This is a genomic window from Burkholderia sp. Bp9015 (assembly GCF_003853505.1).
Taxonomy (GTDB): domain Bacteria; phylum Pseudomonadota; class Gammaproteobacteria; order Burkholderiales; family Burkholderiaceae; genus Burkholderia.
In genome coordinates this window covers 23,574-47,570 of record NZ_QTPZ01000025.1, presented here as the reverse complement: position 1 = coordinate 47,570, position 23,997 = coordinate 23,574, and the positions used below count along the sequence as shown (strand labels likewise).

General features: G+C 68.3%; 23 protein-coding genes and 1 pseudogene. 15 read left to right on the top strand and 9 right to left on the bottom strand.

Annotated elements, in window-relative coordinates; genetic code table 11:
- The first annotated feature begins 3 nt into the window (after positions 1-3).
- From DIE12_RS24545 to DIE12_RS38195, 8 genes are all read left to right on the top strand, one after another.
- On the top strand, positions 4-864 hold the full coding sequence (locus tag DIE12_RS24545; protein ID WP_124521209.1) for a branched-chain amino acid ABC transporter permease: 861 nt from the start codon (positions 4-6) through the stop codon (positions 862-864).
- Positions 861-1,904 (top strand): branched-chain amino acid ABC transporter permease, encoded by a 1,044-nt coding sequence (locus DIE12_RS24540; protein ID WP_124521207.1) that lies wholly within the window; start codon positions 861-863, stop codon positions 1,902-1,904. The genes DIE12_RS24545 and DIE12_RS24540 overlap by 4 nt, the downstream gene beginning before the upstream one ends.
- Positions 1,901-2,668 carry an ABC transporter ATP-binding protein gene (locus DIE12_RS24535; RefSeq protein ID WP_124521205.1) on the top strand — a complete coding sequence of 256 codons (768 nt, stop codon included), beginning with the start codon at positions 1,901-1,903 and terminating at the stop codon, positions 2,666-2,668. Before DIE12_RS24540 ends, DIE12_RS24535 begins: the two co-directional genes overlap by 4 nt.
- Positions 2,665-3,366 (top strand): ABC transporter ATP-binding protein, encoded by a 702-nt coding sequence (locus DIE12_RS24530; protein WP_124521203.1) that lies wholly within the window; start codon positions 2,665-2,667, stop codon positions 3,364-3,366. Before DIE12_RS24535 ends, DIE12_RS24530 begins: the two co-directional genes overlap by 4 nt.
- Before the next feature lie 34 nt (positions 3,367-3,400).
- Positions 3,401-4,681 carry a Zn-dependent hydrolase gene (locus DIE12_RS24525; RefSeq protein ID WP_124521201.1) on the top strand — a complete coding sequence of 427 codons (1,281 nt, stop codon included), beginning with the start codon at positions 3,401-3,403 and terminating at the stop codon, positions 4,679-4,681.
- Positions 4,678-6,180 carry a M81 family metallopeptidase gene (locus tag DIE12_RS24520; protein WP_124521199.1) on the top strand — a complete coding sequence of 501 codons (1,503 nt, stop codon included), beginning with the start codon at positions 4,678-4,680 and terminating at the stop codon, positions 6,178-6,180. The genes DIE12_RS24525 and DIE12_RS24520 overlap by 4 nt, the downstream gene beginning before the upstream one ends.
- A 120-nt stretch (positions 6,181-6,300) precedes the next feature.
- Positions 6,301-7,503 carry a beta-propeller fold lactonase family protein gene (locus DIE12_RS24515; RefSeq protein ID WP_124521197.1) on the top strand — a complete coding sequence of 401 codons (1,203 nt, stop codon included), beginning with the start codon at positions 6,301-6,303 and terminating at the stop codon, positions 7,501-7,503.
- 39 nt (positions 7,504-7,542) lie between these two features.
- Positions 7,543-7,680: a hypothetical protein gene (locus tag DIE12_RS38195; protein ID WP_185641015.1), complete on the top strand. Its 138-nt coding sequence runs from the start codon at positions 7,543-7,545 to the stop codon at positions 7,678-7,680.
- On the opposite strand, the gene DIE12_RS24510 is transcribed toward DIE12_RS38195, so the two are convergent.
- Positions 7,674-8,432: a hypothetical protein gene (locus tag DIE12_RS24510; RefSeq protein ID WP_124521195.1), complete on the bottom strand. Its 759-nt coding sequence runs from the start codon at positions 8,430-8,432 to the stop codon at positions 7,674-7,676. The two genes, DIE12_RS38195 and DIE12_RS24510, sit on opposite strands and share 7 nt — an antisense overlap.
- A 148-nt stretch (positions 8,433-8,580) precedes the next feature.
- On the bottom strand, positions 8,581-9,060 hold the full coding sequence (locus DIE12_RS38190; protein WP_185641017.1) for a hypothetical protein: 480 nt from the start codon (positions 9,058-9,060) through the stop codon (positions 8,581-8,583).
- A gap of 52 nt (positions 9,061-9,112) precedes the next feature.
- Between DIE12_RS38190 and DIE12_RS24500 the strand changes: the two genes are divergently transcribed.
- The 5 genes from DIE12_RS24500 (at position 9,113) to DIE12_RS24475 (ending at position 14,183) form a co-directional block, all read left to right on the top strand.
- The gene (locus DIE12_RS24500; protein WP_124521193.1) at positions 9,113-9,520 is read left to right on the top strand and encodes a hypothetical protein; all 408 of its coding nucleotides are present in this window, start codon (positions 9,113-9,115) and stop codon (positions 9,518-9,520) included.
- Between the two features lie 107 nt (positions 9,521-9,627).
- A complete protein-coding gene (locus DIE12_RS24495) occupies positions 9,628-10,440 on the top strand; it encodes an alpha/beta fold hydrolase (protein ID WP_124521191.1) in 813 nt (270 codons plus the stop codon).
- Positions 10,441-10,625: 185 nt separating this feature from the next.
- On the top strand, positions 10,626-11,795 hold the full coding sequence (ampC, locus tag DIE12_RS24490) for a class C beta-lactamase (RefSeq protein ID WP_124521189.1): 1,170 nt from the start codon (positions 10,626-10,628) through the stop codon (positions 11,793-11,795).
- 248 nt (positions 11,796-12,043) lie between these two features.
- Positions 12,044-12,955, top strand: coding sequence for an NAD-dependent epimerase/dehydratase family protein (locus DIE12_RS24485; protein WP_124521187.1), 912 nt, complete (start codon positions 12,044-12,046; stop codon positions 12,953-12,955).
- Positions 12,956-13,280: 325 nt separating this feature from the next.
- Positions 13,281-14,183 (top strand): LysR substrate-binding domain-containing protein, encoded by a 903-nt coding sequence (locus DIE12_RS24475; protein WP_124521185.1) that lies wholly within the window; start codon positions 13,281-13,283, stop codon positions 14,181-14,183.
- A 138-nt stretch (positions 14,184-14,321) separates the two neighbouring features.
- Here DIE12_RS24475 and DIE12_RS24470 read toward each other — a convergent pair whose 3' ends face one another.
- From DIE12_RS24470 to DIE12_RS24450, 5 genes are all read right to left on the bottom strand, one after another.
- Positions 14,322-15,716 (bottom strand): efflux transporter outer membrane subunit, encoded by a 1,395-nt coding sequence (locus DIE12_RS24470; RefSeq protein WP_124521183.1) that lies wholly within the window; start codon positions 15,714-15,716, stop codon positions 14,322-14,324.
- Entirely contained in the window at positions 15,713-18,904 is a 3,192-nt protein-coding gene (locus tag DIE12_RS24465; RefSeq protein ID WP_124522890.1) for an efflux RND transporter permease subunit, read from the bottom strand. Before DIE12_RS24465 ends, DIE12_RS24470 begins: the two co-directional genes overlap by 4 nt.
- Complete coding sequence (locus DIE12_RS24460; protein ID WP_124522888.1) at positions 18,901-20,136, bottom strand: efflux RND transporter periplasmic adaptor subunit; 1,236 nt, start codon at positions 20,134-20,136, stop codon at positions 18,901-18,903. The genes DIE12_RS24465 and DIE12_RS24460 overlap by 4 nt, the downstream gene beginning before the upstream one ends.
- A 278-nt stretch (positions 20,137-20,414) precedes the next feature.
- Complete coding sequence (locus DIE12_RS24455; protein WP_124521177.1) at positions 20,415-20,756, bottom strand: DUF4148 domain-containing protein; 342 nt, start codon at positions 20,754-20,756, stop codon at positions 20,415-20,417.
- A 105-nt stretch (positions 20,757-20,861) separates the two neighbouring features.
- Positions 20,862-21,260, bottom strand: a complete 399-nt coding sequence (locus DIE12_RS24450) for a helix-turn-helix domain-containing protein (RefSeq protein WP_260427861.1) — start codon at positions 21,258-21,260, stop codon at positions 20,862-20,864.
- 5 nt (positions 21,261-21,265) lie between these two features.
- On the opposite strand from DIE12_RS24450, the pseudogene DIE12_RS24445 reads away from it, so the two are divergent.
- Positions 21,266-21,549: pseudogene (locus DIE12_RS24445) on the top strand (porin); the annotation flags it as partial.
- Positions 21,550-21,944: 395 nt separating this feature from the next.
- Here DIE12_RS24445 and DIE12_RS24440 read toward each other — a convergent pair.
- Both DIE12_RS24440 and DIE12_RS24435 read right to left on the bottom strand, forming a co-directional pair.
- Positions 21,945-22,181, bottom strand: a complete 237-nt coding sequence (locus DIE12_RS24440; protein WP_124521175.1) for a DUF4148 domain-containing protein — start codon at positions 22,179-22,181, stop codon at positions 21,945-21,947.
- Positions 22,182-22,467: 286 nt separating this feature from the next.
- A complete protein-coding gene (locus tag DIE12_RS24435; protein ID WP_124521173.1) occupies positions 22,468-23,376 on the bottom strand; it encodes a LysR substrate-binding domain-containing protein in 909 nt (302 codons plus the stop codon).
- 290 nt (positions 23,377-23,666) lie between these two features.
- Here DIE12_RS24435 and DIE12_RS24430 point away from each other — a divergent pair, with 290 nt between their 5' ends.
- Positions 23,667-23,987, top strand: a complete 321-nt coding sequence (locus tag DIE12_RS24430) for a hypothetical protein (protein ID WP_124521171.1) — start codon at positions 23,667-23,669, stop codon at positions 23,985-23,987.
- Positions 23,988-23,997 lie beyond the last annotated feature (10 nt).

Here is a 23,997-nt window from a genome sequence, read left to right as displayed (position 1 = left end):
GCCATGAACGTCTATCTGCTGCAGATCGTCAACGGCATCGGCGTGGGCATGCTGTATTTCCTGCTCGCCGTCGGCCTGTCGATCGTGTTCGGCCTGCTGCGCTTCGTGAACTTCGCTCACGGCGCGTTCTATCTGCTCGGTGCGTACCTTTGCTACCAGGCGCTGCAATGGTCGGCCAACTTCTGGGTTGCGCTCGCGGTCGTGCCGCTCGTCGTCGGCGCGTTCGCGTGGATCGTCGAGAAGCTCGTGCTGCGTCACGTGTATGCGCAACAGCATGAATTCCACATCCTCGCGACCGTCGGGCTCGCGCTCGTGCTGCAGGAGTGCGCGATCCTCGCCTGGGGCCCGCTTGGCGACAACGTGCCGCCGCCCGACGCGCTGAACGGCGTCGTGATCTGGGGCGGCTTCGTCTACCCGAAATACCGGCTGTTCGTGATCGCGTTCACGGCCGTGCTTGCCGGACTGCTGTGGTGGGTGCTCGAAGGCACGCGGCTCGGCAGTACGGTGCGCGCGGGCAGCGAATCGACGGAGATGGTGTCGCTGCTCGGTATCAACGTGACGCGCGTGTTCAGCCTCGTATTCGCGCTCGGCGCGGCCACCGCCGCGCTCGCCGGCGTGCTCGCGGCACCGATCCGCGGCGTCGATCCGTTCATGGGCATCGAGGCGCTCGGCGTCGCGTTCGTGGTGGTCGTCGTCGGCGGGATGGGGAATTTTCTCGGGGCGCTCGTCGGCGGGCTGCTGGTCGGCATCGTGCAGAGCCTGATGAGCACGCTGTGGCCGGAAGGCGCGCGCTTGATGATCTACGTCGCGATGGCGGCCGTGCTGCTGTTGCGTCCGAACGGATTGCTGGGGAGGGCCGCATGATCGAATCGTCGAAACCGCTGCCGCCCGCGGCGGCAGCCTCGCAGCGTTCGCGGCCGTGGTGCGGTGCGCTGCGGCGGCCGGAGGGCTGGCTCGCGGTGGCCGTCGCGTGCGTGCTGCCGCTGGCGCTGAGCTCGGGCTCGCTCGCGACCGAAGTGCTGGTGTTCGCGCTCGCCGCGCTCGGTTGCAACCTGCTGCTCGGCTATACGGGGCTGCTCTCGTTCGGGCAGGGCATCTTCTTCGGGCTCGGCAGTTATGCGGCGGGGCTGGTCCTGACGCACGGCGTCGGGTCGGTGACGGTTGCGCTCGTCGCGGCCGCCGTGCTCGGCGCCGCCGCGGCCGCGCTCGTTGGCTGGTTCTCGATCCGGCAGCGCGGCACTTACTTCGTGATGCTGACGCTCGCGTTCGGGCAGTTGTTCTACTTCCTCGCGTATACGACGCCGGATCTGACGGGCGGCGACAACGGGCTGCTCGACATCCCGCGCCCCGCGCTGTCCGCATTCGGGCATCCGCTCGTTCCGCTCGATTCGCCGTGGCGCTACTACGGCTTCGTCGCGGTGCTGTTCGTCGCGGTGTTCTGGCTGCTGCTGCGCGTATCGCGCTCGGTGTTCGGCCGGACGCTGCTCGCGATTCGCGACAACGAGGCACGCGCGGCGGCGGCCGGCTACGACGTGCAGCGATTCAAGCTCGCGGCGTTCGTGATCTCGGGCGCGGTCACGGGCCTCGCGGGGGCGCTGCACGCGCTGATGACGGGCATCGCGCCGCTGTCGAACATCGACTATCACACGAGCGAGATGATCCTCGTGATGACGGTGATCGGCGGCACGGGCAACCTGTTCGCGTCGGTGCTCGGCGCGGCATTCTACGTGCTGTTCGCGGATTGGCTGTCGACGCTGTGGCCGCGCTGGCTGCTGCTGCTCGGCCTCGTGCTGATCGCGGTCAGCCTGTTCATGCAGCGCGGATTGTGGGGGCTCGGCGAACGCGTCGCGGCATCGCTGCGGCGCGCCGATCGTACTGCGGCTACGGCCAGGGAGCGGCAATGAGCGAAGCGATTCTCGAAGCGCGCGGCATCGTCAAGCGCTACGGCAAGTTCACGGCGCTGGGCGGCGTCGATCTGCGGATCATGCCGCGCACCGTGCATTCGGTGATCGGCCCGAACGGTGCCGGCAAGACGACGCTGTTCCATACGCTGACCGGCACGCTGCCGATCACGTCGGGCTCGATCCTGTTCGATGGTCACGACGTGTCGCGCGAACCCGATCACAAGCGCGTGCGGCGCGGCATCGCACGCTCGTTCCAGGTGACGAGCCTGTTTCCGAACCTGAGCGTGCGCGAGAACCTGCGCGTCGCCGCGCAGGGCGTGGAATCGCGGCGCGCGTTGAATCCGTGGACGCCGCCGAGCGGCGCACTCGCGCATGACGGCATCGTCGACGAGGTGCTCGAGCGGCTCGGCCTGCAGCGCTTCGCCGACACGGCGGCCGGCGTGCTGTCGCACGGCCAGCAGCGCCGGCTCGAGGTCGGGATGGCGCTGGCGGCACGGCCGCGCGCGATCTTCCTCGACGAGCCGACGTCGGGCATGGGCATCGACGACCTCGACGACATGAAGGCGCTGATCCGCGGCCTGCGCGACGACTACACGGTCGTGCTGATCGAACACAACATGGGAATCGTGATGGACATCTCGGACACGATCACGGTGATGCAGCAGGGGCGCGTGCTGGTCGAAGGCAAGCCCGATGCGATTCGCGGCGATGCGCGCGTACGCAGCGCGTATCTCGGCAACATGATCACCGGAGGCCGCGCATGATGCTCGACGTGAAGGAGGTTCACGCCTGCTACGGCAAGAGCCACGTGCTGCAGGGCGTTTCGCTGAACGTGAACGAAGGCGAGACGGTGACACTCCTCGGCCGCAACGGCGCGGGCAAATCGACCACGCTCAAGACGATCGCGGGTGTCGTCGCGCCGACCGGCGGGACGGTGACGTTCGCCGGCCGGCCGGTGTCCGGGCAGCCCGCGCACCGGATTGCCGCGTGCGGCCTGTGCTTCGTGCCCGAGCATCGCGGCATCTTCCGGCTGCTGTCGGTCGAGGAAAACCTGCGGCTCGGCGCACGCCGCGATTCGCCGTGGCAGCTCGACGACATCTACCGGATCTTCCCGCGCCTGAAGGAGCGCCGCCGCAACGGCGGCGCGCAGTTGTCGGGCGGCGAGCAGCAGATGCTCGCGATCGGCCGCGCGCTGATGAACCACCCGCGGCTCCTGATGCTCGACGAGCCGGTCGAAGGGCTCGCGCCGGTGATCGTCGAGGAGATCGTCGCGCAATTGAAGCAGATCAAGGCGGCCGGCGTCGCGATCCTGCTCGTCGAACAGAACCTCGAAGTGTGCACGCAGCTCGCGGACCGCCACTTCGTGATCGAACAGGGCGTGATCGTCTACGAAGGCAGCAACGCGGCGTTCGCGGCCGATCACGAGGTGAAGGACCGTTACCTGGGTGTCGGCGTCGCGTAAGCGCCGGGCCCGTTCATTGCGAGGAATTCCATCGATGCAAGTTCTGGATTCGACACAGGGCGCCACGGCGTCCGGCCTGCGCGTCGACGGCGCGCGGCTGTGGGACAGCCTGATGCGTCTCGCGCGAATCGGCGCGACCAACAAGGGAGGCGTGTGCCGCCTCGCGCTCACCGAACTCGATCGCGAGGCGCGCGACCTGTTCGTCGCGTGGGCGAAGGAAATGGGCTGCACGGTACGCATCGATGCGATCGGCAACATCTTCGCGCGACGTACGGGCGAACGCGACGACCTGCCGCCCGTGACGACGGGCAGCCATATCGACACGCAGCCTACCGGCGGCAAGTTCGATGGCAACTACGGCGTGCTCGCCGGCCTCGAAGTGCTGCGCACGCTCGACGACGCGGGCGTGCGCACGCGTGCGCCGCTCGAGGTCGCCGTGTGGACAAACGAGGAAGGCTCGCGCTTCGTGCCCGTGATGATGGGCTCCGGCGTGTTCGCGGGTGCGTTCACGCTCGATCACGCGCTCGCGCAACGCGATCGCGACGGCATATCGGTGGGCGATGCGCTGGCCGCGATCGGCTATGCGGGCGACGCGAACGGCGCGCATCCGGTCGGCGCGTATTTCGAGGCGCATATCGAGCAGGGCCCGGTGCTGGAGGCGCACGACACGACGATCGGCGTGGTCGAGGGCGCGCTCGGGCAGCGCTGGTACGACGTGACCGTACACGGGATGGAGGCGCATGCGGGACCCACGCCGATGGAACTGCGGCGCGACGCGCTGCTGGTCGCGGCCGATCTCGTGCGCGCGGTGAACGGCATCGCGCGTGCGCACCCGCCGCACGGGCGCGGCACGGTCGGCTGGGTCGACGTCCATCCGAATTCGCGCAACGTGATTCCGGGCCGCGTGACGCTGACCGTCGACTTGCGCGCGGCCGACGATGCGACGCTGGCGGCGATGGATGCGGAACTGCGCGCGGCCTGCGCCGATCTGGGGGCGGTGGCCGACATGCGGATCGACGTCGAGCAGGTCGTGTATTTCGCTCCCCAGCCGTTCGACGCGGCACTCGTCGAGCGGGTGCGCGCGGGCGCCGGTGCGCTCGGGCTGTCGTCGATGAACGTGATCAGCGGCGCGGGTCACGACGCGGTGTATCTCGCACGCGTCGCGCCCACCGCAATGATCTTCGTGCCGTGCAAGGACGGGATCAGCCACAACGAGATCGAGGATGCCGATCCCGCCCACCTCGAAGCGGGCTGCAACGTGCTGCTGCATGCGATGCTCGGCGCGGCGGGCGTGGCGGAGGGCGCCACGCGATGAAGATCCTGATCGCCCGGATGAACCACGAAACCAATACGTTCTCGCCGGTGCCGACGCCGCTCGCCGCGTTCGGCCGCAACGGCCCCGACTGGGGTGACGACGCGTATCGCGCGAATCGCGGGATGCGCACCGCGATGGCCGCGTTCATCGATGCGGCGGCTCGCGCAGGCGCGGAGATCGTCACGCCGGTGTCGGCGGCCGCGAACCCGAGCGGGCCGGTCGCCGCCGACGCGTATGCGGCGATCTGCGACGCGATCGTCGCGGCCGCGCCCGGCTGCGACGCGGTGATGCTCGACCTGCACGGCGCGATGGTCGCCGAGCAGAGCGCGGACGGCGAGGGGGACCTGCTCGCGCGCGTGCGCGCCGCGCTGCCCGATGCGCCGATCGCGGTCGCGCTCGACCTGCACGCGAACGTCACGCAGAAGATGATCGATCACGCGGACGTGATCGTCAGTTTCAAGACCTATCCGCACGTCGACATGTACGAAACCGGCGAGCACGCGGCGCGTGTGCTGCTCGACCGGCTGCACGGCCGCGCACGGCCAGTGCTCGCGTGGCGGCAGCCGCCGCTGATGACGTCGACGCTGCGCAGCGCGAGCGCCGAAGGCGCGATGCGGCGCGCGGTGGAGGCCGCGCGCGCGGCTGAAGCCGACGGGATGCTGGCGGTATCGGTGCTGCCCGGCTTCTCGCTCGCGGACATTCCCGCGCCGTGCATCAGCATCGTCGTGGTCGCCGATGGCGACCACGCGGCGGCCGACGCGGTGGCCGAGCGCATCGCCCGGCAGATCTGGGACGCACGCGACGCGTTCGTCTACCGCAGCGCGCCGCTCGCGGAATCGGTCGCGCAGGCCGCGGCGCTGGCGCGCGGTGCTGACCGTCCGGTGCTGATGCTCGATCACGGCGACAACTGCATGTCGGGCGGCCCGTGCGACACGATGGACCTGCTGGAGGAAGCGCTCGCGCAGGGGCTCGACGGGATCGTCAGCGGGCCGCTGTGCGACCCGGATGCAGTCGCGGCGCTGATCGGCGTGGGCGTCGGCGCGACCGTGACCGTGCCGGTCGGCAACCGGATGCCGTCGCACGGCGGCGCGCGGCGCGCGCCGTTTCGGGCGACGGGCATCGTGCGCGCGATCACCGACGGCGAATACGTGATTACCGGGCCGACGTATACGGGCCAGCGCGCATACATGGGCCGCGCGGCGGTGCTCGATATCGGCGACGCGACGCTGGTCGTCACCGAGCGCACGCAGGAGCCGTGGGATCTCGGCGTGTTCGAGAGCGTCGGCATCGATCCGCGCCGGGCGCGATTCCTGCTGCTGAAGTCGCGGATGTACTGCCGGCCGGTGTTCGTGCCGATCGCGGCCGCGCTGGTCGAGTGCGACAGCCGCGGCGTGACCGGTTCGGACTACGGCCTGTTCCGCTACGAGCGGCTCGCGCGACCCGTGTATCCGCTCGACGACGTCGATCGGTGGGACAGCGCGGACGTGCGCACGACCTGAGCGGCGGGCGCGAGACGCCGGTTTCGCGCGCTTTCGTGCATCATGCGGTGGCATCGACCCGTCGAGCAGCAGGGTCGTGCCAGTCCTTGCGTCCGCAACCGATCCGGAGAACCGACCGCCATGCATTCGAATCGCTTTCGCTTTCGCCTTCGTCGCGCCCGCCTGCTCGCCGCGCTGACGCTCGCTACCACCGCCGGCACCGCCGTCACCGCGCACGCGGCCGACTGGATCGTGTCCGGCAACGACGGCACGTATCAGCGCGTCGAAGGGCGCGACACCTATCTCGCGTCGCCGCCCGCCGACACGCTGACGTTGCTCGACGCGAGCGTGTTTCCGCCGAAGGTCGCGCTGCAGGTCGATGTCGAGAACGGCATCCAGGGCCCGCCGCAGGCCGTCGCGATCGCACCCGACGCGAAGCTCGCGCTGGTCGGCGCGCCGACGCGCTACGACCTGGGGGTGAGGCAACTCGTGTTCGACACGTTTCTGCAGGTCGTGAACCTCGCTGCGTCGCCGCCGGCGATCACGCGCGTCGAACTCGGCACGCACCCGCAGGGGATCGCGATCGACCGGTCGGGCCGGCTCGCGCTGGCGGCGAACGTCGACGGCAGCGTGTCGATCCTGCGGATCGACGGAACGCAGGTGACGCTCGACGGCAACCTGAAGATCGGCAAGAAGCGGCTCGCCGGGATCAGTTTCACGCACGACGGCAAGCATGCGCTCGTGTCGCTGCGCGACGAGCAGGGCATCGCGGTGCTGAACGTCGACGACGGCAAGGTGACCGACAGCGGCACGCGGCTGAGCACGGGCGTCGCGCCCTACACGATCGACGTGTCGAGCGACAATCGCTGGGCCGTCGTCAGCAACGTCGGGCTCGCGGGGCTGCCGGGCTATACGGGCACGCTCGCGGGCGATGCCGATTCGGTCGCGCTGATCGACGTGTCGCGCACGCCGTTCCGCACGGTCCAGTACCTGACGGTGCCGTCGCTGCCGGAAGGCGTCGCGATCTCGCCGGACGGAAAGTGGATCGCCGTGCAGGCGATGGACGGCTCGAACCTGACGCCCGACAACCCGGGTCGCCACAAGCTCGGCAAGGTGGTGCTGTTCGAGATCCGCAACGGCCGTGCGGTGCAGACGAGTGAAGTGCCGGGCGGCGAAGCCGCGCAGGGCATCGTGTTTACCGCCGACAGCCGGCACGTGATCGTGCAGTTCAACGTCGAGCGGCAGCTCGCGCTGTATGCGGTGGAGGGCGGCAAGCTGCGCGATACGGGCAAGCGCATCGCGCTGACGGGCGGGCCGTCGTCGTTGCGGACGTTGCCGCGGTGATGGGTTGAAGCGTTCGACGGGGTGGCCGACGCGTGCGTCGTGCCGGTCCGGGATGCCGGGCTGCGCACGCAGCCCGAAGTCGCGATGACGGCGACGGTCAGCCGCCATCCGCTAGCCGAACTGCTCGCGCCGCTACGCGTTGCGCAGCGCCAGCCGTTCGCGCCCGCGGCTCATTGACCGAGCAACGCCGGCAGGTTGCCCTCATAGAGATGAACGCCCGCGTGGACGGTCTGGAACCACGAACACGCATACAGCTTGCCGCCGCACATCCGCCATTTCTTGCAGAAAGACAGATCCTCCGACAGCGAGCGCCCGTCGGGTTCCCTCAGGAACTCGAAATGCTCGTACATGGAGGTCGAATTCGGCGACAGGTTCCGATAGCTCGGCGGAAACTGGACCTGCGTCTCGGGATAGGCCTGCGCCATCGTGTCGAACACGGGGCGCGCGATCATCATCAGGCCGGCGCCGCCCGAGTGGATTTCGGAAACCGAATCGAGCTGGATCCGGGACTGTGCACCGTCCACCGCATACGCGGTCTGGCTGTAATCGGCGCTGAACAACGCGAGCCGCTCGGGCGGCGCCGACGGATCCGAGCGCGCGGCCTCGGCGACCGCCGCCCAGTTGATGCTCTTGGACGGATACAGCCCGAGCATCACGTCGTGCTGCTGTTCGAACATCCGGATCACGTCGCTGCCGCGAAAGCCGATGTCCGCATCGATGAACATCATGTGCGACAGGCCGCTGTGCAGGAAGCGCTCGACCGCGACGTTTCGTTGCTGATGCAACAATGCGGTGCCGCTCAGGTAGAAGTATTCGAACGCGAGGCCGGCGCTCAGGCACGCATGCTGGAGCTCCAGCAGCCCGTTCACGTAGGGCAGGTAACACATGCCGCCGTAGGCGGGCGTGGCGACGAAAATGCCTTGTTTCATGATCGGACGGCCTGCGTGGGCGGTGCCCTGTTCGTGCTGCGCGAGAATGACGACTCCGACCCGGATCTTACCCTGCGTCGCGGCCCGCCGGTCGGCGTTTTTCAGTGCGGCGTCGTCGCGTCTGCCGCTGCCGTGCGCGCCGCCGTCGTTACGGACGCAGCAGGTCGAATCCGCCGAACACGACCACGCCGCTGAGCGCAATCATCGCGACCGAATGCTGGCCGAAATAGAGAATCGCGGCCGCGAGCCACGTGGTCAGGCAGAAGGCGCCGATGCGGGCCATCGTGAATTCCTCGAAATGCGTGATGAAGGGGGGCGTGCCGAAGTCGGCGCGTCGCATGTCGATGCGGGCGCGGGGCTCGCGTTGCGACGGCGCCGGACGGCATCGCGTATCGGGCCCGACCGGGCGGGCACCGACGCGGGGTAGCCCGCGAGGCCTTGCCGGAAGCAGCCGGTGTGCTGCGGCAGCAGGCCAGCCGGCGATTTTACCAGCGTCGACGGCCGGCCAATCTGGCCCCTTCGCGACGATCGGCGGTACGCGCACGGCGCGGGCATCTCGGGGCATCTCAGGGCAGCTGGAAAGGCGCGGCTCAAGTTTCATCCGACGAATACCGTAAACCGGTTGCAAGGTTTCCCCTGTTCAACCAACCCGAGTCGCACACTCACTACGGACCGATACGATGCAGATCGACCCTTCTTCCGCCGCGCAGACCTCGCCAGCCGCTGGCAACGCGACCGCCAACCAGTCCGGCACCGGTGCCGCGTCGCCGGCGGGCGGTGCCGCGCAGTCGGACGGCGCGGGGCAGACGCCGGGCGCGTCGGGATCCTCGGCCGAGGATCCCGCGGTAAAGCAGTTGAAGCAACTCATCGAGCGCCTGCAGAAACAGCTTGCGCAACTGCAGCAGCAGATGGCGGCGGCCGCGCAGCGCGCGAAGCAGGATCCGGCCGCGACACTCGAGCAGCAGACGCTGGGCGCGGAAGCCAGCACGATCTCCGCCGCGCTGTCGACGGCGATCGCGCAGCTTGCGCAGGCGATCCAGAAGTCGGGCGGCTCGACGTCCGGCGCGCTGGTGTCGACGCAGGCCTGAAGGCACGACGCCGCGCCGTCGCGCACCGCAGCGCGCGGACGCGTCGCGGCACGCCGTCGCGCGCATTACAATCGCAAGCTCGTCTCCCTCGCAAGGACGGCAGAACGATGAACGCGGAATTCGCCGACGACGACCTCGTCCGCTTCGACGCGCAAGGCGGCGCGCTGCTGCCGGCGGCCGACGCCGAAGGATGGCTGGACCACGACGGCGCGCGCATCTGGCACGCGTCGTTCGGCCACGGCCCGCCGGTCGTGCTGCTGCACGGCGGCCTCGGCCACGGCGGCAACTGGGGCAACCAGGTGCCGGCGCTGCTCGCGGCCGGCTACCGCGCGATCGTGATCGACAGCCGCGGCCACGGCCGCAGCACGCGTGACGATCGCCCCTATTCCTACGAACGCATGGCCTCCGACGTGCTGGCGGTGCTCGATGCGCTGCGCATCGGGCGCGCACGCTTCGTCGGCTGGAGCGATGGCGCGTGCGTGTCGCTCGTGCTGGCCGCCCGCGCGCCGGCGCGTGCGGCGGGCGTGTTCTTCTTCGCGTGCAACATGGATCCGGGCGGCACGAAGGAGATGATGCCGAGCCCGCTGATCGACCGCTGCTTCGCGCGGCACCGCAAGGACTACGTGCGGCTGTCCGCGACGCCGGACCGTTTCGACGCGTTCGTTGCCGCCGTCAGCGAAATGATGCGCACGCAACCGGATTACAGCGCGGCCGACCTCGCGGCGATCGCCGTGCCGGTCGCGATCGTGCAGGGCGAGCACGACGAGTTCATCCGCCCCGACCATGCGGCGTATCTCGCGCGCACGATTCCGGACGCAACGCTGACGATCCTGCCGGGCGTGAGCCACTTCGCGCCGCTGCAGCGGCCGGCGCGCTTCAATGCCGCGATGCTGGCGTTTCTCGACCGCTTGCCGGACTGACACGCGCGGGACCGGTTCACGCGCCGCATAAGATTTTCTTTAGGCTCGCGCAACATATCGTCGATTGTCGGTTGGCGGCCGGCAGCGGATAGTCCTGCTTCGACGGGACGGCTGGCGCGGCGTCCGCGCGGCGCGGCCGAATCCGTTGTTCATGCAACCATCTGAAAATCGAAGGAACCGCACCCATGCGATTCAACGCGATCCGCATCGCCGCGACCCTGTTCGTCGCCGCATGCGCCGCCACCACGGCCGGCCGCGCGGCCGCCGCCACGCAGGACGAGATTCACGACACCGTAACCCGCCACGTCGCACCGCTGATGAAGCAGTTCGCCATTCCCGGCATGGCGATCGGCATCGTCGCCGACGGCAAGCCTTATGTGTTCGACTACGGCGTGATGTCGACGCAAACCGGCCAGCCGGTGACCGGCGACACGCTGTTCGAGATCGGCTCCGTCAGCAAGACGCTGACCGCGACGCTCGCATCCGACGCGCAGGAGGGCGGCGAGCTGTCGCTCACGGACCCGGCCGGCAAGTATCTGCCCGCGCTGCGGGGCAAGCCGTTCGGCCGCGTGACGCTGCTCGAGCTCGGCACGCACACGCCCGGCGGGATGCCGCTGCAGGTGCCCGACAGCATCCGTGACGACGCGGGCCTGATGCGCTATCTCGACGCGTGGCGCCCCGCGTACGCGCCGGGCACGCGGCGCACCTATTCGAACGTGGCGATCGGGATGCTCGGGCAGCTCACCGCGATGGCGATGAACCGCGACTTCGCGGGGCTGATGGAACAGCGGCTGTTTCCCGCGCTCGGGATGGCGCACACCTACATCAACGTGCCCGCCGCGCGCCAGGCCGACTATGCGCAGGGTTATACGCAGGACGGCAAGCCGATCCGGATGACGGGCGGCATGCTGTGGCAGCCGGCGTACGGCGTCAGGACGACGGCGGCCGACCTGTTGCGCTTCGTGCAGGCGAACATGGGGCTCGTCGAAACGGCGCCGCGGTTGCAGCGTGCGCTCGAACGCACGCACACCGGCTATTTCCACGCGGGGCCGTTCACGCAGGACCTGATCTGGGAACAGTATCCGTATCCGGTCGCATTGCCGACGCTGCTCGCGGGGAATGCGCCGCCGATGCTTCACGACGCGACGCCCGCGATCGAACTCAAGCCGCCGCTCGCACCGCGCCCGGACGCGTGGATCAACAAGACGGGGTCGACCAACGGCTTCAGTACCTATGTCGCGTTCGTGCCCGCGAAGCGGCTCGCGATCGTGATGCTCGCGAACCGCAGCTTCCCGATCGAGGATCGTGTGAAGACTGCGTACCGGATCGTCGAGTCGCTGGGCGGCAAGCCGTAGCCTGGAGGATCCGGCACTGACGCGGCGCCGCCGCCGATCTTCCCGCCCGGATCAAAACTCTTTTCGCGATCCGCCTCTTTCGCCGCCCGCGCGCGGCATCGATACTGACGCTACAGGCCGCGTTGCGCAGGTTCGACGCGCCGCACGGCCGGCATCGACGGCCCGCGCCCATCCGACACCGGTGCGCGCGGGCCGACTCATTTCCGCGAGGCGCGGGCAGTTTCGCGGCCTCGCCATCGGAGCGGTGGATGAAGGGCATCAAGGTATTCGTGACGGGCGCGGCCGGCTACATCGGCGGCTCGGTGGCCGCACGGCTGGTATCGGAAGGGCATGTCGTCACCGGGCTGGCGCGCAACGGCGAGAAGGCCGCGACACTCGCGGCAGCCGGCATCTTGCCGGTCATCGGCACGCTCGACGACACGGCGCTGCTGCATGCGTTCGCGAGCGACGCGGACTGCGTGATCAACGCGGCGAGCAGCGACCACCGCGCATCGGTCGAGACGATCGTCGCGGCGCTGAGCGGCTCGGGCAAGACGTTCCTGCATACCAGCGGCACCAGCGTGATCGCGGACGACGCACAGGGCGCGCACGGCGACGCGCCGGTGTTCGACGAAGCGACGCCGGTCGTCGCGCCGGCCAAGCCCGAGCGCCGTGCGATCGATCAGCTCGTGATGTCGGCGGCGACGCTCGGCATCCGCTCGGCGGTGATCTGCAACAGCATGATCTACGGCGACGGGCTCGGCATCCGGCGCGACAGCGCGCAGCTTCCGCTGCTCGCGGCGATCGCGCGCGAGGCCGGCGCGGTCCGCGTGATCGGCAAGGGGTTGAACCGCTGGTCGAACGTGCATGTCGAGGACGTCGCCGATCTCTACGTGCGCGCGATGCGGCACGCGGCGCCCGGCGCGCTGTATTTCGCGGAGAACGGCGAAGCGTCGTTCGCGGACATCGGCGCGGCGCTCGCCGCGCGTCTCGGTTTGCCGTCGGTCGTCGAGTGGGACATCGCCGAGGCCGAGCAGGTGCTCGGCCACTCGCGCGCGCATTTCTCGCTGGCGTCGAACAGCCGCGTGAAAGCCGTGCGCGCGCGGCAGGAACTCGGCTGGGCGCCGCAGCATGGCGCGATGCAGGACTGGATCCGCCACGACATGCCGATCGCGGCCTGACGCCGCAGAATTGCTTCGCAGCACGCAGCACGCAGCACGCAGCACGCAGCACGCAGCACGCAGCACGCAGCACGCAGCACGCAGCACGCAGCACGCAGCACGCAACACGCAACACGCAACACGCAACACGCAACACGCAACACGCAACACGCAACACGCGCCCTCCCGGGCGCGTGCGCCCCCCGGCCCGCGATCGCATTGCTCGGACAATATTGGCCGCGCATTCTTGAATCTGAATCAACTATGATTCGCGCCGGCTCCCGCTTATCAAACGGGCGCTGCGGCACTATCGTGACGATTCTGAAACCGTCACCGATTCCCGACCATGAAGACCACCCTCGACGAGATGCTCGCATTCGTGACCATCGCCGATACCGGCTCGTTGACGGGGGCGGCGGACAAGCTCCACCAGCCGACGTCGGTGATGAGCCGGATCCTGCGGCGTCTCGAGGAAAAGCTCGACACGACGCTGATCCGCCGCACGACGCGCCGGCTCGAAGTGACGGAAGAGGGCACGCTGTTCCTCGAATACGCGCGCGAGATCATCGCGTCGGTCGAATTCGCCGAGGAACAGCTCGCCAGCCAGCGCGAGAAGCCGGCCGGGCGGTTGCGCATCAACGCGGCGATGCCGTTCATGCAGCACGTGATCGCGCCGATGATGCCGGGCTTTCGCGAAGCGTTTCCGGCGATCGCGGCCGAACTGCATACCAGCGACGAAATCATCGACTTGCTCGAACAGCGCGCCGACGTCGCGATCCGGATCGGCGAGCTGCGCGATTCGACGCTGCACGCGCGCAAGCTCGGCAGCAGCCGGCTGCGCATTCTCGCGAGCCCCGCGTACCTGGAGAAGGCCGGCGTGCCGACGCGCGTGGCCGATCTCGCGGACCATACGCTGCTCGGCTTCGTGCAGCCCGAAACGCTGAACCACTGGCCGCTGCGCACCGCGGACGGCGACGTATACCGGATCCATCCCGCGCTGCAGGCGTCGAGCGGCGAGACGCTGCTGACGCTCGCGCTTAACGGCGCGGGCATCGTGTGCCTCGCCGACTACATGACGGGCACCCATCGCCGCGACGGCAGCCTCGTCGAAGTGCTGGTCGACGACACGACCGAATTCCGCCAGCCGATTCACGCGGTCTACTATCGCAACGCTACGCTGTCGTCGCGCATCGTCAGTTTTCTGGACTACTTGAGCGCACAGCTGAAGGAAGGCGGCGATATCGACTGAAGGGGCGCGCAAACCGCCGCTCGTCTCGTGCGAAGGGCGACGTGTTCGATCGATATCGGGCACGTCGCCCTTTTTTCATGGCGACCGACGCGACCAACGCGACCGATGCGCCGCACCAGCCGCATCGCACCAACCCGCCTACTGCCCGAGCGCGGTCATCAGCCTGACCTGCGCGAGCATCTCGTCGGTGCGCGCCTGCGCGAGCGAATCCTCGGCCGCGAGCAGCGAGCGCTGCACCTCCAGCGTGTCGATGAACGCCGATTCGCCGCTGCGCCACGACCGGTTGATCTGCGCATAGGCATCGCGCGCATTCGACGCCGCGCGTTCGAGGCGCTCGGTCCGGCTGTGATCGCGGGCGGTTGCGGCGAGCGACGTTTCGACATCGCTGACCGCGCCGAGCACGGTCGAGCGATAGGCGGCGACGGCCTGATCGGCCTGCGCGCGTCGCAACGCGACGATGCTGCGGCGCCGTCCGCCGTCGAACAGCGGCGCGCTCGCGCCGGCGCCGGCCATCCAGGCGAGCGAACGCGCGAGCGTCGCGCCGGAGAAGCCGTCGACGGCCGCGCCGATCACGCCGATCAGCTGCAGGTGCGGCCTGAGATCGGCTTCGGCCACGCCGATGCGTGCATACGCGGCGACGACCCTCGCTTCGGCGGCGCGCACGTCGGGCCGGCGGCGCAGCAGGTCGGCTGGCGTGCCGATGCCCGGCGCCGCTGCCGTCCACACCGGCCCCGGCGCGGGCGGATCGAGTTGCGCATAGACGTCCTGCGGCGTCGCCGCGGTGATGATCGACAAGCGGTGAATCGCGGCCTGCCGCTGCAACTGCAGCACGGGCAACTCGGCGAGCGTGGTTTCCGCCTGCGCGGCGGCGCGGTCGACGTCGGCGATCGGCACGACGCCCGCGTCGAACAGGCGCCGCGTCGATGCCTCGGTGCCGCGCTGACTCTCTGCGTTCGCCTCGACCAGCGCGAGCCGCTGCTCGAGCCCGCGCACCGTCACGTAGGTGCGCACGGTTTCGTCGATCGTCGCGATCCGCACGGCCGCCGCGTCGTTCTGCGCGGACGCGATGTCGGCGTCGGCGGCCGACACGCCCTGGCGGATGCGCCCGAAGATGTCGATTTCCCACGCGACGCTCGCATTCAGGTCGAACGCATTGCCGGTCGTCGGCGTGTCGGTCGGGAACGCCTGCGACGCGGACAGACGCTGACGGCCGGCGCCCGCATTCAGATCGAGCGACGGGAACCACTGCGACGCGGCGCCGATCCGTACCGCGCGCGCCGCGTCGATGCGCGCGACCGCCGCCTTCAGGTCGAGGTTGTTGGCGAGCGCGCGATCGACCAGCCGGTCGAGAATCGGATCGTGAAAGCCGTGCCACCACGCGTCGGTCGCGGCGGCAGGGCCGGCGGCGACGAGATCCGCGTTCGCGTAGGTCGCGGCGAGCGGCGGCGGGGCGACGGTGGCGACCGGCGCGCTCGTGCACGCGGTCAGGACGGCCGCCGCGGACAGCGCGGCCACGAGTCGGATGAATTTCATTGCACCACCTCCGCGGCCGCCGCCGCGACGCCGGATTTGCGTGTCGCGAGCCGGCGGACCAGCACATAGAACACAGGCGTGAACAGCAGCCCGAAGAACGTCACGCCGATCATCCCGAAGAACACGGCCGCGCCGACCGCCTGGCGCATTTCCGCGCCGGCGCCTTCGGAGATCACGAGCGGCAGCACGCCGAGAATGAACGCGAGCGACGTCATCACGATCGGGCGCAGCCGCTGCACGCACGCGTCGACCACCGCGTCGACCAGCTCCCTGCCGTCGGCCTCGAGCTGCCGTGCGACCTCGACGATCAGGATCGCGTTCTTCGCGGCGAGCCCGACCAGCACGATGAAGCCGATCTGCGTGAGGATGTTCACGTCCTGGCCGAGCGCGCGCACGCCGAGCGACGCGGCCAGCAGGCACATCGGCACGATCAGCAGGATCGACACCGGCAGGCTCCAGCTGCCGTACTGCGCGGCGAGCACCAGATAGACGAGCAGCACGCACAGCGGGAACACGAGCAGCCCCGTGTTGCCGGCCGTGGTCTGCTGGTACGACAAGTCGGTCCATTCGAACGAGATGCCCGGCGGCAGCACCTGCTTCGCGAGCGTCTCCATCGTCTTGATCGCAAAACCGGAACCGAGGCCGGGTGCGGTATCGCCGTTGATCTCGGTGGCCGGATACAGGTTGTAGCGCGGTGCGCGATCGACGCCGAGCGTGTCGTCGATGCGCGTGACGCTGCCGATCGGCACCATGTCGCCGTCGCGGTTGCGCACCTTCAGGCGCCCGAGGTCGGAGGCCGTCACGCGGAACGGCAGGTCGGCCTGCGCGGTGACGCGATAGGTGCGCCCGACGATGTTGAAGTCGTTGATGTAGGTCGAGCCGAAATACGTTTCGACCGCGTCATTGATCTCCTGGCTCGGCACGCCGAGCATCTCCGCCTTCTCGCGATCGAGCTCGACGTGAACCTGCGGACTCGTCGCCGAGTAGGGCGTGTAGACGCCGACCATGCCGGGCGTGCGGTTCGCGGCGTCGACGAGATCCTGCGTCGCCTTCGCGAGCGCGGCCGTGCCGAGGCCGTTGCGGTCTTCGAGCCGCATCGCGAAGCCGCCCGTGCTGCCGAGGCCCTGCACCGGCGGCGGCATCGCGACGACGATCGACGCTTCGGTGATGCCCGCGAGGCGCTTGCGCAGCTCGGCCGCGATCGTGTCGATGGTGAGGCCCTGCGCCTTGCGTTCGGGCCAGGGCTTGAACACCGGGAACAGGCCGGCGCTGTTCGCCGAATTCGTGCCGGTGGCTGCGTTGACGCCGGAGAACACCGGCACGCGCGCGACGCCCGGCACCGACAGCGCGATGTCCTCGATCTTGCGCGCGACCGCGCTCGTGCGTTCGAGCGTCGCGCCGTCGGGCGTGCGCACCAGCACCACCAGGTAGCCGCGATCCTGCGCGGGAATGAAGCCCTTCGGGCTCGATACCAGCAGATAGCCGGTCGCCGCGATCAGCACGACGTACAGCACGCTCATCGCGGGAATGATCCGCACGAGCTTCCTGACCAGCGCGCCGTAGGCGTCGGACACGCGCTGGAACACGCGGTTGAAGGCATCCGCGAAACGCTGCACCGCGCGCATGAGCGGCGCGAGCAGCGCGACCGTGCGCGACGTCGACGCCGGCGCATCGTGCGCGGAGTCGTGCGCCTTCAGCATCATCGCGGACAGCGCGGGCGCGAGCGTGACCGACGTGAAGAACGAGATCGCGGTCGACACGGCGATCGTCACGCCGAACTGGCGGAAGAACTGGCCGGAGATGCCCGGAATGAACGAGGTCGGCACGAACACCGCGCACAGCACCAGCGTGATCGCGAACAGCGCGCCGCCGACTTCCTTCATGGTCAGCAGCGTCGCATCGCGCGGCGCGGTGCCGGCCGCCAGGTGCCGCTCGACGTTCTCGACCACGACGATCGCGTTGTCGACGACGATCCCCACCGCGAGCACGAGGCCGAACAGCGTCAGGTTGTTGATCGAGTAGCCGAGCACGGCCATCGCCGCGAACGTGCCGACCAGCGACACCGGAATCGACAGGATAGGGATGATCGAAGGCCGCCAGCCCTGCAGGAACAGCAGCACGACGAACACCACGAGCACGACCGCCTCGTAGATGGTCTTCACGAGTTCGTGGATGCTGTCGCCGATGAACGCGGTCGGGTTGTAGCCGATGTTGTAGACGATGCCCTTCGGGAACGCCTTGCCGAGCTCGGTCATCTTCTTCTCGACCGCGTCCATCGTCGCGACCGCGTTCGCGCCGGGCTGCTGCAGCACCTGCAGCGCGATGGTCGGGTGGCGCAGCATGTAGCTGTCGGTCGCGTACGCGAGCGCGCCGACCTCGATGCGCGCGACGTCCTTCAGCCGCACGAGACGCCCGTCCTGCCCCTGCTTGACGACGATGTCGCTGAAATCCTCGGGCCGCTTCAGGCGCCCTTCGAAGATCAGGTTCGGCTGGAACGCCTGGTTCGTGATCGGCGCCTGCGCGACCACGCCGCCCGCGAGCTGCGTGTTCTGCGCGCGCACCGCGGCGATGAGGTCGCGCGGGCTCAGGCCGAACGACGCGACGCGTTCCGGGTCGAGCCAGATGCGCATCGAGTATTCGCGCGCGCCGAGCGGGTTGATGTCGCCGACGCCGTCGATCCGCTTCAGCACGTCGGCGACGTTGCGGATCGCGTAGTTCGACACGTACAGCGGATCGTAGCGCTGGTCGGGCGAGTAGATGAAGATCGTGCCGAGCTGCGTCGGCGACGACTTGCGGACCGACACGCCGCTGCGCTGCACGGGCTGGGGCAGGCGCGGCGTCGCGAGCGCGACGCGGTTCTGCACCAGCACCTGCGCCTTGTCGACGTCGGTGCCGGGCTTGAACGTCGCGGTGATGTTCAGGCTGCCGTCGGAGGTCGCCTGGCTGTACATGTACAGCATGTCCTCGACGCCGTTCACTTCCAGCTCGATCGGGGTCGAGACGGTTTGCGACACGGTTTCCGCGGACGCACCCGGGTAGCTCGCCTGGATCACGACGGTCGGCGGCGCGATGTCCGGATACTCGGACACCGCGAGCGAGAAATAGGCCAGCGCGCCTGCGATGGTCAGCACGATCGACAGGACGATCGCGAGCACCGGCTGCTGGACGGACAGGCGGCCGAGGTTCATTGCGCGCTCCCGGTCGCGGTTCTGGACGCAGCGGTTGCGTTCGCAACTTTTTCGGAATTCGTCGCATTCGCCATCTGCGCCGCATCGATCGCGCGCGGCACCGCATTGACCTGATCGCCGGCCTGCACGCGCTGGAAGCCGTCGACGATCACGCGGTCGCCGGCCTTCAGCCCCGCATCGATTTCACGCAGGTTGCCGAACAGGCGGCCGGGCGTCACCGGGCGCACCGATACGGTGCCGTTCGCGTCGACGAAATACAGCACGCGGCGCGTCGCGTCGGTCGCGACGGCCGAATCCGGCACGAGCAGTGCCGCGTGCGCGACGCGGCTCGACAGCGACACGCGGCCGAACTGGCCAGGGCTCAGGCGCCCGTCCGGATTCGCGACGCGCGCGCGCTGGCGCAGCGTGCCGGTCGAATTGTCGAGGCGGTTGTCGACGAAATCCATCGTGCCCGACAGCGACGGCTTCGCGTCGCCCGGCAGCGCGATCGCCACCTGTCGCGACGACGCGCTGCCGCCATGTTGCGCGGCTTCGCGCGTGTAGCGCAGGTAGCTTTCCTCGTCGACGTCGAAGTAGATGTCGATCGGGTCCTGCGACACGATCGTCGTCAGCACCGTGGCTTCGCTGTCGCCGCCCTTCACGAGGTTGCCCTCGCTGACGCGCTTGCGGCTGATGCGCCCCGACATCGGCGCGACGATGCGCGTGAACGACAGGTCGAGCCGCGCGCGTTCGAGCGCGCCTTGCGCGCTCGTCACGTCGGCCTGCGCGCTTTGCACGGCCTGGCGGCGCTGGTCGTACAGGCTCTGCGCGATGGTGTCGGTCTTGATCAGGACGCTGGCCCGCTCGAAATCCTGCCGGCTCAGCTTCAGTTGCGACTGCGCGCGCTCGAGCGTGCCTTGCGCGGCCGTCACCGCCGCCTGGTACGGGCGCGGATCGATGACGAACAGCAGGTCGCCTTTTTTCACGGTCGCGCCATCCTGGAACGCGACGCGTTCGAGATAGCCGCTCACGCGCGGGCGCACGTCGACCGTGTCGACCGCTTCGAAACGGCCCGTGTAGACGTCGACGTCGTTCACGTTGCGCGCGACGGGTGCGCTGACGATCACGTTCGGCTTCGGGGCCGGCGCGGTGTCGTCCGACCGGCAGCCCGTCAACGTGAGCAATGCGGCGAGCGGAAGGGCGGCCAGCACGGCCGGTCGCGCGAAGCGCTTCAATCCTGGGTAGCTGTTCATGTTGTTCGGGGTATCGAATGACGCGCACGGCGCCGGATGGTGCGCAGTATCGTGCGTGGCGCGCGATGGATAAACGGACGCGGCGTCATAAGAACTTGTACTGCGCAGTCACGAATCGCGCGGTGCGGCGACGATGCGCGCGGCAGGGGCGTGATGCGGGAAGCGGTGCGACGACGCGCGGCCCGAATGCCTGTTCAGGCGATTCGGGCCGGCGATGCGGAGGGGACGGACGAGCGGGGGCGCGTGGCGGGCAAGGTGCTCGCGCGCGTCGACGCCGCTCAATGACCGCGATAGATCGCGGCGCGGCCGTTGGTCGTCAGCGCGTGGCCGGATGCGCTGGTGCTGGTGCCTTCGCTGCCGTAGCCGGTCGTGTCGGCTGCCGGTGCGGTGTTCGATGCCGCTTGCGCGACGGCGTTTTCACGCACGCGCTTTTCGGCGGCGAGGATCGCGACCGGATACTGGTTGTGGTCCAGTGCCGGCGTATAGCCGACGGCCGCGAGGCGGGCCATTTCGGCTTTCACTTCGGCGCGGGTCAGCGGGCGGTCATGCTGCTGCGCGAACGAAACGGCCGGCGTGGCGATGATCAGTGCGGCAAGCGTGGAAGAAACGAGCGTTTTCATCAGGGGTACCTATCGGGTCGAGTGAACCGCAACCACGTCGTCGTCGTTGCGAGTGCTGCCAATATAGGTATCCCGACGCCGCGGAAAAACGGGCCGCCGGCGAAATCATTTTTGACCTGGAATCACGAATCGGCGGTCGATGCAAACGATCGAGCCCGCACACGGCGGCCGGCCGGTCACGCGCGCCCCATGATCCGCGCGCCGAGCGAGATGCCGAGCGCGGACAGCGACGCATTGGCCGCAATAGACCGTCTCGTGAGACACGCGCATCGCCTCGTCATCGGCATATCGGTTCTTAAGCCAACCGCTCACTTGCTCTGGAGACCATTCGCGGCAAAGCTTACGCTCGACCGCATAGCGCAAGCGCCGGTTCTGCTCCAGGAAGCAGCGTTTGGGTCGCAGAGCAGCCTGCAAGGCTCGCTCATCCGCTTCCAGAGCTCGATAGTGGCCCGTTCCGCCGTTACGCGCAATCTCACGGGAAATCGTGGAAGGAGCGCGGTTCAACTGGCGGGCAAACGTCGAGAATGAAAGTCGGCGAGGGCGGTGCAGCCTGGCAGGTGACGCCGTCGTTCAGCGTGATCGGAGGGTATCAGTACACGACGTTCGAAGGCCATCACGGGAACGAAGGGGCGCTTGGCCTCCATTACCTGTTGTCGAAACGGACCGACGTCTATCTGTCGGGAGACTACGTGAAGGCGTCGAGCGGTGTGAACGCGGTGGTGGGTTACAGCTTCGTGCCGTCGTCGACCACGACACCGGCAGACTAAGGATCGGGATGCGCCACTCGTTCTAGTCGCATCATTCTTTTGAGCAACAGGGACGGGCCGCGAAATTCCGGTCGACGTTCTTCGTCGCGCCCGCACGCAGAGGGATTGACAGGGAGATTCTCTCGGTGCGGGCTCGCTCGAAGAACGAGACGTGATCTTGCGGCCGCTTTAGCGGCGGCCAAGGCTCCACGGTGCCGATCCGGGAAGATCTATTGAAATACCCGGTCGGCTGCATTCGCCTCTCGAAGTGCGCGCTCGACGATCTTCATCAACATCCTGGATTGCCGGTCGCGAATCGGATCAAGCCCCGGAGCGACGATTTCGGTGATCAGGAGGCGGCGACTGCCGTTAGTGCGGGTGAATGTGCGGAACGCTTCGTCATTGCGCGTCGGGCGCGGTGGTGCCGCCGGCCGCTGCCGGCTCACTGACGGTCCGCGTTCTGGCCGTTCACTGCTGCAACGCGCGCCTGGGCGGCCTGCAGGTTTTCCGGAAATTGCGTTCGTCTGGCCATGGACGGCCGGTAACCCGCCGTCTCGATCTGGATCAGCTCGTTGCGAACTTCCGTGCGGGTCTTCGCCGGATTCTGCGGTTGGGCGAACGACACGGCGGGAATGGCGATCATCGCGGCGATTGCGAATGTATTAATAAAGGATTCCATAGTGATTTACCTCCGATGCGGATGCGTATGGCGATCTCAACCTTCCTGTCAGTCACCGGTAAGAACAGTGTAGCCGAGACTGCATCCCCATGCTGGTAAAACATGATTGCTCGAACGTGCAATTCAGATTATCCGGATGTCATTTCGAAAAACCGGATTGATTCGATCGAAACGTTCGAAGTATCGGCGCGGGAACAGCGCGTGGCATCGTTCGAGCGATGCCGTGCTTGTTCGAAAAGGCGAATGATGCGTCGAACGATACGCCGATCGACCGAGTTTCTCGTGCTTACTGCAGCGCAATGAATTGCTCGAGCAGATCCCGGTGGTCGAACTTGTCGCGCCACCATCGCAGCGCGCGTCCGGCTTCGTCGTCGCGCCATGCCAGATAGCATGGCGTCGTTTCTCGCATCCCGGTCACCTGGCGCGTTACGAGCTTGCCTTCCTCGATCGCGCGGGCGGCCAGGCCCGCGGGTAGCGCGCCGACGGCGAGCCCTTCGCACAGCACCGCGAGCTTGATCTCGAGGGTCGGCACCGCGAGGTAGGGCTGGGACGGTTGGAACGCCGCCGACCGCAGCAGCGATTCGCGCGAGGGGCCTTCGACCACCGCGCATCGAAATTGCGTCACGGCGAGGAGCGTGAGCGGTTCAGGCATCGTTGCCAGAGGGTGATGCGGCGCGACCGCGAACACGTAACGCAACGTGCCGATCGGGCGCGCGACGATGTCCGTCAGCGCGGGCGGCTCGCCGGTCGCGCCGACGACGAGATCCGCGCGTCCCGAGACGAGCGCATCCCACGTTCCGCCGAGCACGCCCGTCGACAAGCGCAGGCGCGTGTCCATTTCGAGCGCGTCGAATTCATGCACGTACGGCCAGAATCCTGCGAACGGCAGCACTTCGTCGACGCACACGTGCAATTCGGTCTCCCAGCCGTCCTGGATCCGGCGCGCTCGCAGTTCGAGCTGCTCGGCGGCCGCGAGCAGCCGGCGGCCCTCCTCGACGACGACACGCCCCGCGTGTGTCAGCCTCGCGCGGCGGCCGCTGCGATCGAACAGGACGACACCGAGATCGCTCTCGATCTTCTGCACGAGATAGCTGAGGGTCGAAGGCACGCGGTGCAGCAAGGTAGCCGCATCGGCGAACGAATGCGTCCGGTCGATCGCATCCAGGGCTTCGAGGGCTTCGAGTGACAGTTTCAATTCCGCTTTCCTCAGCGCAATGGTGTGTGCATGTCCGGCGTGCATTCGGCGATCGTCGTGTCCCGTGAGCAGCGCACGGCGGGCGATACGGCGTGTTGCCCGTGCGCCGGGCGGCCTGCTGTCGTTGTCGTCATCGATCAGGAAAATTCAGGTGATCTTAAGAACATCCGTCTCGCCGTCATGTAAGTTTTATAGGCGTGGCCTCGGCCGGAACCGCGGACGATGCGGATCGAGAGGGGCGGGCACGCGGAACCGTGACATTCGCTCGTCGACGAAAAAGGAGAATCGACATGATCAAGTCCGGCATGATGCCGCTCGCGCTTGCAGTGCTGACGGGTGTTGCGCTGCTGGGTGCGCCGGCCGCGTACGCGCAGGATTCGGATGCCGCTCCGGCAGCGGCCAGTGCACCGATGTCGAAGCAGGAACTGAAAGCGCAACGCAAGGCACAGCGCAAGCAGGCTCGCCTGAAGCGTAACCAGGAACTGAGTGCGCTCGAGAAGAACGGTTATCGCGTAAGCAAGGACGATCACTATCCGCAGAGCCTCCAAAGGGCGGAACACAAGGCCGATGCACAGAAGGCTGCCGCCGGCGCGTCCGCGCCCGGGCAATGACGATCCGGCG